This window comes from Pseudomonas sp. p106, from assembly GCF_003936645.1.
Classification (GTDB): domain Bacteria; phylum Pseudomonadota; class Gammaproteobacteria; order Pseudomonadales; family Pseudomonadaceae; genus Aquipseudomonas; species Aquipseudomonas putida_E.
Genome location: NZ_RHQR01000013.1, coordinates 74,237 through 88,318, shown reverse-complemented (window position 1 = coordinate 88,318; position 14,082 = coordinate 74,237). Strand labels below are relative to the sequence as shown.

Genomic DNA, 14,082 nt, shown 5'->3' with positions numbered 1-14,082 from the left:
GCTTTTTTGCGTCAACGCACTGTCATGTTTTTGTCATACGGGACCGCTAGGGTGTGCGCATGAATGATCTGGCCAACTCCACCATGACCCAAAAATCCCCTCCCGAGCGGATTGATTTCAATACGCCCGAGTTGCAACGCAAGCGCCGCATGCGCGCGCTCAAGGACCGCCTGACCCGCTGGTATGTACTGGTGGGCGGGCTTGCCGTGCTGGCAGCCATCACGCTGATCTTCTTCTATCTGGCCTATGTGGTGCTGCCGCTGTTCCAGGGCGCCGAGCTGACCAGCAAGAAGGCCCTGGAGCCGACCTGGCTGCAGCAGGATGCCGGCAAGCCGCTGATGATCGCGCTCGAAGAGCAGAACCTGGTCGGCATGCGCGTCTCGGACAAGGGGCAGGCACTGTTCTTCGATACCAAGACCGGTAACGAGCTCAACCGCGTCGACCTGCCGCTGCCGGCAGGCACCCAGGTCAGCTCGATCAGCACCGATCAGCCGGGCAGCCCGCTGGTAGTGCTGGGCTTGTCCAATGGTCAGGCGCTGGTGTTCCACCACACCTACAAGATCACTTACCCGGACAACAAAAAGACCATCACCCCCGGCATCGACTACCCGTACGGCCAGGAGCCGTTCGTGTTGGATGAGCAGGGCCGCGCGCTGGAGCACGTCAGCGTCAACGTAAACGGCGATACCCTGATGCTGGCCGGTTCCACCGGCGCGCACCTGCAGGTGGTCGAGCTGACGCGCACCGAAAACCTGATGACCGAAGAGGTCACCACCGAGCAGAACCGCATCGAGCTGCCGCAAATGACCGAGGCGGTGAAGAACATCTTCATCGACCCGCGCCAGCAGTGGCTGTACGTGATCAACGGCCGAGCCACCGCGGATGTCTTCAGCCTGCGCGACAAGAGCCTCAATGGCCGCTACAAGCTGTCCGAGAGCGCTGACACCGAGATCACCGCCACCGCGCAACTGGTCGGCGGCATCTCGCTGATCATCGGTGACTCCAAAGGTGGCCTGGCCCAATGGTTCATGGCCCGTGACCCGGATGGCGAATCGCGTTTCAAGCAGATCCGTACCTTCCAGATGGGCAAGGCGCCGATCGTCCAGATCGACGCCGAAGAGCGCCGCAAGGGTTTCATCGCCCTGGACGCCGAAGGCAAGCTGGGCGTCTTCCACAGCACTGCGCACCGCACCCTGCTGGTCGAGCCTGCTGCCGAAGGCCCGGGTATCCTGGCCCTGTCGCCGCGTGCCAACCGTATCTTCATCGAAGAGGGCGGCAAGCTGCTGCCACTGAACCTGAAGAACCCGCACCCTGAAATTTCCTTCAGCGCACTGTGGGGCAAGGTCTGGTACGAGAACTATGACGAGCCCAAGTACGTCTGGCAGTCGACGGCTTCGAACACCGACTTCGAGCCTAAGCTGAGCCTGTCGCCCCTGACCTTCGGTACCCTCAAGGCCGCGTTCTACGCGATGATCCTGGCGGCTCCGCTGGCCATCGCTGCAGCAATCTACACCGCTTACTTCATGGCCCCGGGCATGCGCCGCAAGGTCAAGCCGGTGATCGAACTGATGGAAGCGATGCCGACGGTGATCCTCGGCTTCTTCGCTGGCCTGTTCCTCGCGCCGTACCTGGAAGGGCACCTGCCGGGTGTGTTCAGCCTGTTCCTGCTGATGCCGTTCGGCATCCTGCTGGCGGGCTTCACCTGGAGCCGCCTGCCTGAGTCGATTCGCCTGCGCGTGCCGGATGGTTGGGAAGCCGCCATCCTGATCCCGGTGATCCTGTTCACCGGCTGGTTCGCCCTGACCATGAGCCCGTACCTGGAAACCTGGTTCTTCGGCGGCGACATGCGCCTGTGGATCACCAATGACCTGGGTATCACCTACGACCAGCGCAACGCCCTGGTAGTGGGTATCGCCATGGGCTTTGCGGTCATCCCGAACATCTACTCGATCGCCGAAGACGCCGTGTTCAGCGTGCCGCGCAGCCTGACCCTGGGCTCCCTGGCCCTGGGTGCGACGCCGTGGCAGACCTTGACTCGCGTGGTCATCCTCACTGCCAGCCCGGGTATCTTCTCGGCGCTGATGATCGGCATGGGCCGAGCGGTGGGCGAGACCATGATCGTGCTCATGGCCACCGGCAACACCCCGGTGATGGAGATGAACCTGTTCGAAGGCATGCGTACCTTGGCCGCCAACGTGGCGGTGGAGATGCCCGAATCCGAAGTCGGCGGCAGCCATTACCGTGTGCTGTTCCTCGCCGCTCTCGTGCTGCTGATGTTCACCTTCATCATGAACACCTTGGCCGAGCTGATTCGCCAGCGTCTGCGCAAGAAATACTCGTCGCTTTGATAGAAAGGTAGAGATCCGTGAAAAAGGATTCCCTCAAAGGCTGGTTCAAGAGCGGCGCCCCAGGCGTCTGGATCAGCGGTGGCGCGGTCGCCATGGCGGTCATCATGACCGTCGGCCTGCTGGCCGTGATCGCCGTACGCGGCTTGGGCCACTTCTGGCCCGCCGACCTGGTCCAGGCCACCTACAAGGTGCCGGGCCAGGGTGACCACGTCATCGTCGGTGAAGTGGTTCAGAAAGAAGAAGTGCCCCGCGTCCGCCTCAAGGGTGCCGGCCTGCCGGTGCCGGACGAAGGCCCGGAGTTCATGACCCGTGAGCTGATCAAGGTGGGTAACCGTGACCTCAACGGCAGTGACTTCACCTGGGTGGTCGGTGAATGGTTGGTCGACGAGCAGCGCCCGGTCGACCTGATCGCCCTGGAGCGCCGCGAATGGGGCAACTTCTACGGCTACCTGGTGAGCGTCAAGGAACAAGGCCGCGTGGTCGCCGAGGGCGCTGGCGCCTGGAACGAGCTGCAGGCACGCCTGAAACGCGCCAACCAGCTCAACAGCGAGCTGCAGCAGCTTGAGAAAAAAGACATCGGTGCCATCAACCATGGCCTTGAGCGCCTGCGTCTGCAAGGCCGCAAGCTGGAACTGGAAGGCAAGCTGGACGCTACGGCCCAGGCCGACATGGATGCCGAACGTGCCGAGTTGAACAGCCGCTACAAGGCCATCGAAGACCGCCTCAGCAGCCTGCATCAGGCCTTCTCCCGCGACAGCCTGGTCGCTCGCGACGGCAACGGTCGCGAAGTGGAGATCAACCTGAGCAAGGTCGTGCACGCCATCCAGCCTAACGCCATGTCCGGCTTTACCAAGATGGGCACCTACTTCGCCAAGGTCTGGGAGTTCCTCAGCGACGATCCTCGTGAAGCCAACACCGAAGGCGGTATCTTCCCGGCTATTTTCGGTACCGTGATGATGACCCTGATCATGGCCGTGATCGTCACCCCGTTCGGCGTGCTGGCGGCGGTCTACTTGCGCGAATACGCCAAGCAAGGCCCGGTGACGCGCCTGATCCGCATCGCCGTGAACAACCTGGCGGGCGTTCCGGCCATCGTCTACGGCGTGTTCGGCCTGGGCTTCTTCGTCTATGTGTTGGGTGGTTCGATCGACCGTCTGTTCTTCCCCGAGTCGCTGCCGGCACCGACCCTGGGCACGCCAGGCCTGCTGTGGGCATCGCTGACCCTGGCGCTGCTGGCTGTGCCGGTGGTGATCGTGGCCACCGAGGAAGGCCTGGCGCGTATTCCACGCACCGTGCGTGAAGGCTCGCTGGCGCTTGGCGCGACCAAGGCCGAGACCCTGTGGAAAATCGTGCTGCCAATGGCCAGCCCGGCGATGATGACCGGCATGATCCTCGCCGTGGCCCGTGCCGCTGGTGAAGTGGCGCCGCTGATGTTGGTCGGCGTGGTCAAGCTGGCGCCGTCGTTGCCGCTGGACGGTAACTACCCGTACCTGCACCTGGACCAGAAGATCATGCACCTGGGCTTCCACATCTACGATGTCGGCTTCCAGAGCCCCAACGTCGAGGCCGCGCGGCCGTTGGTATACGCCACTGCGCTGCTGCTGGTGATGGTAATCGCCACCCTTAACCTCTCGGCGGTGTGGATCCGTAACCACCTGCGCGAGAAGTACAAGGCCCTCGACCACTGATTGATGCTTTAAGCCACAAGCGGCAAGCTCCAAGAGGAGTGCCGCTTTGCCCTAACTTGCAGCTTGCAGCTCAAAGCTTGCAGCTACAAACGGAGTGAGACCATGCAGCAAGAATCCCACACCCACGGCATCGACATGGCTGCCCTGGGCCGCGACAAGCAGAGCCTGCGCCTGGCCGAAGAGACCGTGGCCATCGAAGTACCCGGCCTGAGCCTGTATTACGGTGACAAGCAGGCGTTGTTCGATGTCAGCATGAACATCCCCAAGCAACGCGTGACGGCTTTCATCGGCCCGTCCGGCTGCGGCAAGTCGACCCTGCTGCGCACCTTCAACCGCATGAACGACCTGGTTGACGGTTGCCGTGTCGAAGGCGCCATCAACCTGTACGGCAACAACATCTACCGCAAGGGCGAGGACGTGGCCGAGCTGCGCCGCCGCGTGGGCATGGTGTTCCAGAAGCCAAACCCGTTCCCCAAGACCATCTACGAGAACGTGGTGTATGGCCTGCGTATCCAGGGCATCAACAAGAAGCGCGTGCTGGACGAAGCGGTCGAGTGGGCACTGAAGGGCGCGGCCCTGTGGGAGGAGGTCAAGGACCGCCTGCATGACTCGGCGCTGGGCCTGTCCGGCGGCCAGCAGCAGCGTCTGGTGATCGCCCGTACCATCGCCGTCGAGCCTGAAGTGCTGCTGCTCGACGAGCCTTGCTCGGCACTGGACCCGATCTCGACGCTGAAGGTCGAAGAGCTGATCTACGAACTGAAATCCAAGTACACCATCGTTATCGTGACCCACAACATGCAACAGGCGGCCCGTGTTTCGGACTACACCGCGTTCATGTACATGGGCAAACTGGTCGAATTCGGTGATACCGACACCCTGTTCACCAACCCGGCGAAGAAGCAGACCGAAGACTACATCACCGGCCGCTACGGCTAACGGCGCTGTTGGGCGCGCCTGCGGGCTTTGAGCTTCAAGCTTCGAGCTTCAAGAAAAAGCAGCCAGCGCGGAGCCAGGAAACGACACGAACTACTTGAGGCTTGCAGCTTGCAGCTTCGCGGAGCTAAACGATGATCAACAAAGAAAGCCTGACGCACCACATTTCCCAGCAGTTCAACGCCGAACTCGAAGAGGTGCGCAGCCACCTCCTGGCCATGGGCGGGCTGGTCGAGAAACAGGTCAATGACGCGGTCACCGCGCTGATCGAGGCCGACTCGGGCCTGGCCCAGCAGGTGCGTGAAGTCGACGAGCAGATCAACCAGATGGAGCGCAACATCGACGAGGAGTGCGTGCGCATCCTCGCCCGTCGCCAGCCGGCGGCCTCCGACCTGCGCCTGATCATCAGCATTTCCAAGTCGGTGATCGACCTGGAGCGTATTGGTGACGAATCGACCAAGATCGCCCGCCGCGCCATCCAGTTGTGCGAAGAAGGCGAGTCGCCGCGCGGCTACGTCGAGGTGCGCCACATTGGCGACCAGGTGCGCAACATGGTGCGCGACGCACTGGATGCCTTCGCCCGCTTCGATGCCGACCTGGCTCTGTCGGTTGCCCAGTACGACAAGACCATCGATCGCGAGTACAAGACCGCCCTGCGTGAACTGGTGACCTACATGATGGAAGACCCGCGCTCGATCTCGCGGGTGCTGAGCGTCATCTGGGCCCTGCGTTCGCTGGAGCGTATCGGCGACCACGCGCGTAACATCTCGGAACTGGTGATCTACCTGGTGCGCGGTACCGATGTACGCCACATGGGCCTCAAGCGCATGAAAGCCGAAGTTCAGGGCACGGCTGGCGATGAGGCCGAAATTGCTAATGTTCCGGCTGAACCGGACGATAAATAAGATTGCTCCCGAGCATCGACGCCCGGCCTTCGCCGGGCGTTTTCGTTTGCGCTTGAGCAGTCAGCAGGCACCCGCGAACGATGCAAAGAAGTCCCGGCGTGATCCAGGTGTTGGCAAATGGCCACCAATCGGCGGTAGGCTAGTCGGGATTCAAGAGGAGTATCGATGAGTAAAGTCAATGTGCTGGTCGTGGATGACGCCCCGTTCATCCGTGATCTGGTGAGGAAGTGCCTGCGTAATGCCTTCCCGGGCATGGTCATCGAAGATGCGGTCAACGGCCGCAAGGCCATGGCCATGCTGGGCAAGGAAACCTTCGACCTTGTGCTGTGCGACTGGGAAATGCCCGAGATGTCCGGCCTTGAGCTGCTCACCTGGTGCCGCCAGCAGCCAGAAATGAAGAGCCTGCAGTTCATCATGGTGACCAGCCGCGGCGACAAGGAAAACGTCATCCAAGCCATTCAGGCGGGCGTCTCCGATTTTGTCGGCAAGCCGTTCACCAACGAGCAGTTGCTGACCAAGGTGAAGAAAGCCCTGACCAAGATCGGCAAGCTTGAAAGCTTGGTCGCCGGTGGCCAGGCGCGAGTGAATTCGGCGTTCGCCAACGATTCGTTGAGCGCGCTGACCGGGGGCAAACCTGAAGCGGTCAAGGCCGCGCCTGTTGCGGCTGCGCCGGCCAAGCCGTTGATCAACGCACCGAAACCGCAGACGGCCGCCGCAGCCGCTGCGCAGACCGGGCGTGGACAAGGCCAGCTGCGCCTTTCCAGTGGTACTCAGCCTTGTGTGATCAAGGCGCTGAGCCTTAAGGAGGCGTTGCTGGTGGTACGTCGCAGTGCAGTGCTGCCACAGGTGCTCGAAGGCGCTGTACTGGACCTTGAGCAGGGCGAGAGCGCTGAAGTTGCCCGCCTGAACGGTTACCTGCATGCCATTGCGGCATTGGAGCCGAAACCTGAAAGCGACTGGCTGCAACTGACCTTCAAATTCGTCGACCAGGATGCACAGAAGCTCGACTACCTATCGCGGCTGATTGCCCGCGGCACCACGCAGAAGCACTTCACCCCCGGCGCCTAGTTTCGTCGTACTCCGACCCTGTTGGAGCGGCCTTGTGTCGCGAAAGGGCTGCAGCGCAGCCCCCCAGCCATTCTTGCCGCGCTGCAAAACGGGGCCGCTGTGCGGCCCTTTCGCGACGCAAGGCCGCTCCTACAGGGCTGCGGCGGTCTTCCGACCAACTGTCATACCGCTCCCGGATCCCACTGCTAGGCTTCGACAGAACGCCACTGTCAAAAAGCCACCATCATGCCCGCCGCCGCCCGCTTGCTGCTGTTCTGTGCCTTGCTCACGGCCTCGGCGTCGAGCCTGGGCATGACCATTTACAAGACCACCGACAATTTCGGCGTGGCTTCCTATTCCGAGCGCCCTAGCCCAGGTGCCAAAGCGCTTGAGCTGCGCGAGCCGATGTTCGAGCAGTTAGAGGGGCAGGTACGCCTGCAAACCGAGCCGTTTCCTGGCGGCGTACGCTTTCTGGTGCGCAATGAGCTGTACGTGCCCATGCAGGTTGAACTGCGCGTCGATCGATTGGCCAATGCGTTCGGCGGCAACGGCCCGCGGATCGTGCGGGCCGTAGTCGGGCCACGCTCGACCAAGGTGCTCAGCTCGGTGCTGGCGGCACCCGGCGGGCCGCTCCGTTATGCCAGCAAATTCCAGTACGCCATGGGTGACCCTGGTCAGCGCTCGCAGGCTTATCGTTATCCTTTCCCATGGAAAGGCGGCCCTTTCCGCCTGACTCAAGGGCCCAACGGCCGCTTCAGCCATTACGGTCCCAAGGGCCGTCATGCCATGGACATCGCCATGCCGGAGGGCACCCCGATCATTGCGGCGAGGGGTGGGATGGTGGTGAAGATCGAGAACAGCCAGAGCGGACGAGGTACCAACCCTTCGGGCAATTTCGTGCGCATCCTTCACCCGGACGGCACGATGGGAGTGTATCTGCACCTGATGCGCGGTTCAGTGGTAGTGGCCGAGGGGCAGCAGGTGGCGTTGGGGCAGGCGTTGGCCAAGTCGGGCAATACCGGCAACAGCACAGGCCCTCACCTGCATTTCGTGGTGCAGCGCAACGTCGGCTTGGCGCTGGAGTCGATCCCCTTCCAGTTCGACCGGCCGATTGGCGGTTTGCCGAACTTTACTGCGGGTAATCCCTGAAATTGTCAGGGGCCGCCAAGCGGCCCCGCCAGCTCAGCCGAGCTTGAGCACCTTGGCCAGCACGATCTTGGGCCCTTTCATCTTCTTGATGATGATGCGCAGGCCTTCGACTTCCAGCACTTCCTCTTCCTCAGGCACGCGCTTGAGCGTTTCGTAGATAAGCCCGGCCAGGGTTTCCGCTTCGATGTGGTCAAGGTCGATGCCCAGCAAGCGCTCCACCTTGAACAGCGGCGTGTCGCCACGCACCAGCAGCTTGCCTGGCTGGTAGGCCAGGATGCCGCGCTCGGTCTTGCGGTGTTCGTCCTGAATGTCGCCCACCAGCACTTCCAGCACGTCTTCCATGGTCAGGTAGCCAATCACCTTGCCATCGGCTTCCTCGACCAGCACGAAGTGCGCGCCACCCTTGCGGAACTGCTCCAGCAGTTGAGACAACGGCATGTGCCGCGATACACGCTCCAGCGGGCGGGCCAAGTCTTCCAGGTCGACGGTTTCGGGCAGGTGCTCGAGCTCGGCCAGTTCCAGCAGCAGGTCCTTGATGTGCAAAAGCCCGGTGAACTCCTCACGCTCGGCGTCGTACAGCGGATAGCGGCTGAACTTGTGGCGGCGCACCAGGGCCAGGATTTCCTTCAGTGGCGCATGGGCGTCGATGCTGACCATGTCTTCGCGCGAGTTGGCCCAGTCGACCACTTCCAGCTCGCCCATCTCCACGGCCGAGGCCAGCACACGCATGCCCTGGTCGCTCGGGTCCTGGCCACGGCTGGAGTGCAGGATCAGCTTGAGCTCTTCACGGCTGTAATGGTGCTCGTGGTGCGGGCCAGGCTCGCCCTGGCCGGCAAAGCGCAGGATGGTGTTGGCACTGGCGTTGAGCAGGTAGATGGCCGGGTACATCAGCCAGTAGAACAGGTAAAGCGGCACCGCGGTCCACAGCGACAGCAGTTCGGGCTTGCGGATCGCCCAGGATTTGGGCGCCAGTTCACCGACCACGATGTGCAGGTACGAGATGACGAAGAACGCGACGAAGAACGAGACACCCTTGATCAACTCTGGCGTGTCCACGCCCAGGTACGCCAGCAGCGGTTCGAGCAGGTGGGCGAATGCCGGCTCACCGACCCAGCCAAGGCCCAGGGAGGCAAGGGTGATACCCAGCTGGCAGGCCGACAGGTAGGCGTCGAGCTGGTTGTGTACCTTGCGCAGGATGCTGCCGCGCCAGCCGTGCTGCTCGGCAATGGATTCGACACGCGTGGAGCGCAGCTTGACCATGGCGAACTCGGCGGCTACGAAAAAGCCGTTGAGCAGCACCAGGAACAGGGCAAAGAGAATCATGCCGAAATCGGCGAATAACGAGGTGAGGCTGATACCAGGGGAAGGGTCCATGATGGATTTTTTACGGGGTCCGTCTTTGGGGAAGGTAGAAAAAAAGTGCCAGCTTTTGCTGGCACAGGGGGGTCAATGTAGCGGCTGGGGCGGCAAAAGCAAAGTGGCCCTTGGAATCAAGCGTCACCGTTAGCCAGTTGTGCGGGGGCAAAGTGACAGGTGAAGGTACTGCCATGGCCCGGTACGCTGCTGATCTCAAGGCGCCCGCGATGGCGCATGAGCACATGCTTGACGATCGCCAGCCCCAGGCCGGTGCCCCCTGTGTTAGACGCGCGGCTGGAGTCGACGCGGTAGAAACGTTCGGTCAGGCGCGGCAGGTGCTTGGCGTCGATACCGACCCCCGAGTCCTGCACTGACAGGTGGGCGCCCTGGTCGTCGGCCCACCAGCGGATACGGATGTTGCCTTCGTCCTGGGTGTACTTCACCGCGTTGAACACCAGGTTGGAGAAAGCGCTGCGCAACTCCGACTCGCTGCCTTTGAGGCGAAGGCCCGGCGCTGCCTCCAGGGTAATGCGCTGGTTGCGCGGCCCGGACAGCGCCTGGGCGTCGCTCATGATCGCACCGAGCAGGGCGTCGACCGCCACCGGCTGGTTGTCCGACGGGTAATCGGTGGCTTCCAGCTTGGCCAGCAGCAGCAGGTCGTTGAGCAGGGCCTGCATGCGCGAGCCTTGCTGGCTCATCTGCTGCAACGCCCGGTTCCAGCGCGGGTTCACGTCTTCGACGTTATCCAGCAGGGTTTCCAGGTAACCGGCTATCACCGTCAGCGGTGTACGCAACTCGTGCGAGACGTTGGCCACGAAGTCCTTGCGCATCTGTTCGAGCTGATGGATGCGAGTAACGTCGCGCACCAGCATCAGGTGTTCGTTGTTGCCGTAGCGGGTGAGGTGCAGCTGCACGCGCATGCGGTCATTGATGGGGGAGGGAATTTCCAGTGGTTCGGCAAAGTTCTGCGCCTCGAAGTATTCCTTGAAGCGCGGGTGGCGTACCAGGTTGGTGACCGGCTGGCCGCCATCTTGCGGAGTCTTGAAGCCCAGCAGGGTTTCTGCGGCGCGGTTCCACCATTCCAGGTTGCCGTCGCTGTCGAGCATGATCACCGCGTCGCGCAGTGCGGCCGTGGACTCCTGTACCCGGTCTATCACTGCCTGCAGACGGCCGCGTACGCGCTGGTCGCGGCGTTGCAGGTGGTAGATGCTGTCGAACACCTCGCCCCACAGGCCATAGCCGTCGGGCGGTGCTTCGTCGGGCTGATGGTTGCGCAACCAGTCATGCAGGCGCAGCAACTGTTTGAGGGTCCAGCCCAGGTACAGGCCCAGGCCGATGGCCAGGCTCCAGCCGTAAAAACCGCTGACCAGGCCGCCTACCAGGCAGACAGTGATCAGCAGGAGCAGGTGGCGAATCAGGGTTGCGTGCCAGTTCTGGTTCAATTGACAGATCCTTCGGATCCAGCCGCAAGCTGCAAGCTACAAGCTGCAAGAAGAAGCGGATCGGTGATGCTGATAGTCCTTTTTCCAGCCTGGATGCTGCTGGCTTTTCCTTGCAGCTTGAGGCTGGAAGCTCGCAGCTAGCTTTTGGTCGAGAAACGGTAGCCAGTGCCCCGAACGGTTTGTACCAGATTTTCGTAGGCTTCACCCAGTGCCTTGCGCAGGCGGCGGATGTGCACATCGACGGTGCGTTCCTCGACATAGACGTTGCCGCCCCAGACCTGGTCGAGCAACTGGCCCCGGGTGTAGGCGCGCTCCTGGTGGGTCATGAAGAACTGCAGCAGGCGGTATTCGGTGGGGCCCATTTCGGCCGGCTTGCCGTCGATGGTCACGCGGTGGCTGATCGGGTCGAGCAGCAGGCCGCCGACTTCGATAGGGGCTTCGCTGTCGCTCGGGCCGGCGCGGCGCAGCACGGCCTTCAGGCGCGCCACCAGCTCGCGAGGCGAGAAGGGTTTGGTGATGTAGTCGTCGGCGCCGACTTCCAGGCCCTGGATCTTGTTGTCCTCTTCGCCCTTGGCGGTGAGCATGATGATCGGGATATCGCCGGTGAGTTCATCGCGCTTGAGGCGGCGTGCCAACTCGATGCCGGAAGTGCCCGGCAGCATCCAGTCGAGCAGGATCAGGTCCGGTTTACGGTCGACGATGATTGCGTGGGCCTGTTGGGAGTTCTCGGCTTCCAGGCAGTCATAGCCGGCCATTTCCAATGCAACGGCGATCATCTCGCGAATGGGCGCTTCGTCGTCGACGATCAGAATGTTTCTGCCAACCATGCTTTAAACCTCTCCTGGAATATCGGGTCTGGCCCGCATTAGATAACGGAATTATTGCAGCTGTGTGACAGGGTGTTGGCCATTCTGGCGACATTGGATGACTGGGCTAGGCTTTGAGGGGCCGCTGCGGCGGCTGTTCGAACTCATTCCACCCCCCGAATTCACGGTGATTCCAATGACACGACACACGCTGAGCTGGATGGCCCTTTGCGCTGCACTGGCACTGCCCGGGGTAGCGTCGGCCCACCATGCCATGGAGAAGGACGGCATGTGGGTCGATCACGCGGGCATGACGCTGTACACCTTCGACAAGGATGCTGGCGGCAAGTCGATGTGCAATGGCGAGTGCGCCACCAACTGGCCGCCGCTGCTGGTCAAGGCCGATGACGAGCCTGCCAAGGACAAGTGGTCGGTGGTGATGCGCGACGATGGCAAGAAGCAGTGGGCATATGACGGCAAGCCCCTGTATACCTTCGTGAAGGACAAGAAGGCTGGGGACATGACCGGTGATGGTTTGAAAGACGTCTGGCACGTCGCCAAGCCTTGAGATGGCTGGGGCCGCTTTGCGGCCCAATCGCCGGCAAGCCGGCTTCCACAGGGTGGCTTGCCGGGGTTGTGTTCAGCGCAGGGCGTAATCGAGCACCACACCCAAGAACACCAGCAGCCCCGCCCAGTGGTTGTGCAGAAACGCCTTGAAGCACGACTCCCTGTCCAGTTTGCGTGTCGACCAGTACTCCCAGGCAAAGCACAGTGCGGCACCCAGCAGCCCAAGGTGGAACCAGCCACCCAGCTCGAAGCGGCTTCCCGCCAACAACAGGCAGCCCAGCGACAGCATCTGCAGGGTCAGGATGATCACCCGGTCGGACTCGCCGAACAGGATCGCGGTCGATTTCACCCCGATCTTAAGGTCATCGTCCCGGTCGACCATGGCGTAGTAGGTATCGTAGCCCACCGTCCACAGCAGGTTGGCGATGTACAGCAGCCAGGCGCTGGCCGGCAATTCGCCGCCGGCGGCCGTGAAGGCCATGGGGATGCCCCACGAATACGCAGCCCCCAGCACCACCTGCGGGTAGTAGGTGTAGCGCTTCATGAAGGGGTAACAAGACGCCAAAGCCACTGCGCCGAATGACAGCCACACGGTCTGGCTGTTGGTGCACAGCACCAACAGGAAGCTCACCGCCACCAGGGCCGCGAACAGCGCCAGCGCCTCGCGCGGCTTGACCCGGCCACTGGCCAGCGGGCGGTCGGCGGTGCGTTTGACGTGGCCATCGACCTTGCGGTCGGCGAAGTCATTGATGCAGCAGCCAGCGGCACGCATCAGCACCACGCCCAGGCCAAAGATCAGCACGTTGGCCAAGGTTGGTGAACCAAGGCCTGCAATCCACACCGCCGTCAGGGTCGGCCACAGCAGCAGGTAGATGCCGATCGGCCGGTCCATGCGGCTGAGCTGGATGAAGTCCCAGGCACGCGGGTGCACGCGGTTGAGCGACTTGAGCAGTTGCAGGTACATCAGCGGTTTTCCTCCTTGGCGGCTTGCCACAGTGCCGGCAGGAATACTTCGGCCACCAGCAGGTCGAGGCCATCGCGCTCGAAGCGCGAGCGCCGCCCCCACAACCCTGCGTGCGCCGCCTCGACAGGTAACCACTGCTGTGGATAAGTGCACACTTCGATGGGGTGGCGGATGAACGCCTGGTCGCAGAACAACAACTCGCCCAGCGAACGGCTGCCCAAGGTCTCCAGGTGCAAACCGCCGCGCTCCAGGGCGCTACGGCTGGCCACGCTGCGGGCGAAGACCCAGGGCTGACCATGGCCGCGCAGGTACACCTCGCGCACCCAGCCTTCAGCGCCTGGCGCGATACCCAGCGCCAGGCATTCGTCATCGCGCAGCGCCTGCCAGCCCTCGAACAGTGGCGTCACGCTGAAATGATCGTTGGACAGTCGGGTCAGGCGGCGGGTCAGGGAACCTTCGTCGAACAGCCAGTCGAGGGCAGGCTGGTCGGTATCGACCGCCAGTTGTGGATACGCCAGCCACGCGACAGCGGCTGCTTGCGGGGATTCGTACGACACGTCGGTATGCTTGATTACAGCCAGAGAGGCGGCGAGCTTAGCATGATTGCCCCAACTGCTTGCATAATGCCCGCGTAAGGGCCCTGAGCCCGAATGACAAAGCCTGAGCCTGTACCGAGGAACGACAAATCATGAAGAAGTGGCAATGTATTGTCTGTGGCCTGATCTACGACGAGGCCCAAGGATGGCCGGATGACGGCATCGCGCCGGGTACCCGCTGGGAGGATGTGCCGCAAGATTGGCTGTGCCCCGATTGCGGCGTCGGCAAAAGCGACTTTGAAATGATCGCCATCGGCTGATCGCCATGCTGTTCAACCAAG

General features: G+C 62.4%; 13 protein-coding genes. 8 read left to right on the top strand and 5 right to left on the bottom strand.

What is annotated here, in order from left to right:
* Positions 1–59 precede the first annotated feature (59 nt).
* From EGJ09_RS16895 to EGJ09_RS16870, 6 genes are all read left to right on the top strand, one after another.
* Positions 60–2,348 (top strand): ABC transporter permease subunit, encoded by a 2,289-nt coding sequence (locus EGJ09_RS16895; protein ID WP_046786843.1) that lies wholly within the window; start codon positions 60–62, stop codon positions 2,346–2,348.
* Positions 2,349–2,365: 17 nt separating this feature from the next.
* Positions 2,366–4,036 (top strand): phosphate ABC transporter permease PstA, encoded by a 1,671-nt coding sequence (gene pstA, locus EGJ09_RS16890; RefSeq protein ID WP_125924411.1) that lies wholly within the window; start codon positions 2,366–2,368, stop codon positions 4,034–4,036.
* 102 nt (positions 4,037–4,138) lie between these two features.
* The gene (gene pstB, locus EGJ09_RS16885; protein ID WP_012312099.1) at positions 4,139–4,972 is read left to right on the top strand and encodes a phosphate ABC transporter ATP-binding protein PstB; all 834 of its coding nucleotides are present in this window, start codon (positions 4,139–4,141) and stop codon (positions 4,970–4,972) included.
* Between the two features lie 131 nt (positions 4,973–5,103).
* Positions 5,104–5,874, top strand: a complete 771-nt coding sequence (gene phoU, locus EGJ09_RS16880) for a phosphate signaling complex protein PhoU (RefSeq protein ID WP_012312100.1) — start codon at positions 5,104–5,106, stop codon at positions 5,872–5,874.
* 165 nt (positions 5,875–6,039) lie between these two features.
* Positions 6,040–6,942 carry a response regulator gene (locus EGJ09_RS16875; RefSeq protein ID WP_125924410.1) on the top strand — a complete coding sequence of 301 codons (903 nt, stop codon included), beginning with the start codon at positions 6,040–6,042 and terminating at the stop codon, positions 6,940–6,942.
* Between the two features lie 225 nt (positions 6,943–7,167).
* Positions 7,168–8,070, top strand: a complete 903-nt coding sequence (locus EGJ09_RS16870; protein WP_125924409.1) for a M23 family metallopeptidase — start codon at positions 7,168–7,170, stop codon at positions 8,068–8,070.
* 33 nt (positions 8,071–8,103) lie between these two features.
* Here EGJ09_RS16870 and EGJ09_RS16865 read toward each other — a convergent pair whose 3' ends face one another.
* The 3 genes from EGJ09_RS16865 to phoB form a co-directional block, all read right to left on the bottom strand.
* Positions 8,104–9,444 carry a hemolysin family protein gene (locus tag EGJ09_RS16865; protein ID WP_046786848.1) on the bottom strand — a complete coding sequence of 447 codons (1,341 nt, stop codon included), beginning with the start codon at positions 9,442–9,444 and terminating at the stop codon, positions 8,104–8,106.
* Between the two features lie 116 nt (positions 9,445–9,560).
* Positions 9,561–10,868: a phosphate regulon sensor histidine kinase PhoR gene (phoR, locus tag EGJ09_RS16860; protein ID WP_125924408.1), complete on the bottom strand. Its 1,308-nt coding sequence runs from the start codon at positions 10,866–10,868 to the stop codon at positions 9,561–9,563.
* 137 nt (positions 10,869–11,005) lie between these two features.
* Entirely contained in the window at positions 11,006–11,695 is a 690-nt protein-coding gene (gene phoB, locus EGJ09_RS16855; RefSeq protein WP_012312105.1) for a phosphate regulon transcriptional regulator PhoB, read from the bottom strand.
* A 175-nt stretch (positions 11,696–11,870) separates the two neighbouring features.
* Here phoB and EGJ09_RS16850 point away from each other — a divergent pair, with 175 nt between their 5' ends.
* Entirely contained in the window at positions 11,871–12,242 is a 372-nt protein-coding gene (locus EGJ09_RS16850) for a hypothetical protein (protein WP_039604143.1), read from the top strand.
* Between the two features lie 72 nt (positions 12,243–12,314).
* On the opposite strand, the gene ubiA is transcribed toward EGJ09_RS16850, so the two are convergent.
* Positions 12,315–13,205 carry a 4-hydroxybenzoate octaprenyltransferase gene (gene ubiA / locus EGJ09_RS16845; RefSeq protein WP_125924407.1) on the bottom strand — a complete coding sequence of 297 codons (891 nt, stop codon included), beginning with the start codon at positions 13,203–13,205 and terminating at the stop codon, positions 12,315–12,317.
* A complete protein-coding gene (locus EGJ09_RS16840; protein WP_046786851.1) occupies positions 13,205–13,762 on the bottom strand; it encodes a chorismate lyase in 558 nt (185 codons plus the stop codon). The genes ubiA and EGJ09_RS16840 overlap by 1 nt, the downstream gene beginning before the upstream one ends.
* 131 nt (positions 13,763–13,893) lie before the next feature.
* Between EGJ09_RS16840 and EGJ09_RS16835 the strand changes: the two genes are divergently transcribed.
* Positions 13,894–14,061: a rubredoxin gene (locus EGJ09_RS16835; RefSeq protein ID WP_012312109.1), complete on the top strand. Its 168-nt coding sequence runs from the start codon at positions 13,894–13,896 to the stop codon at positions 14,059–14,061.
* Positions 14,062–14,082: the final 21 nt, after the last annotated feature.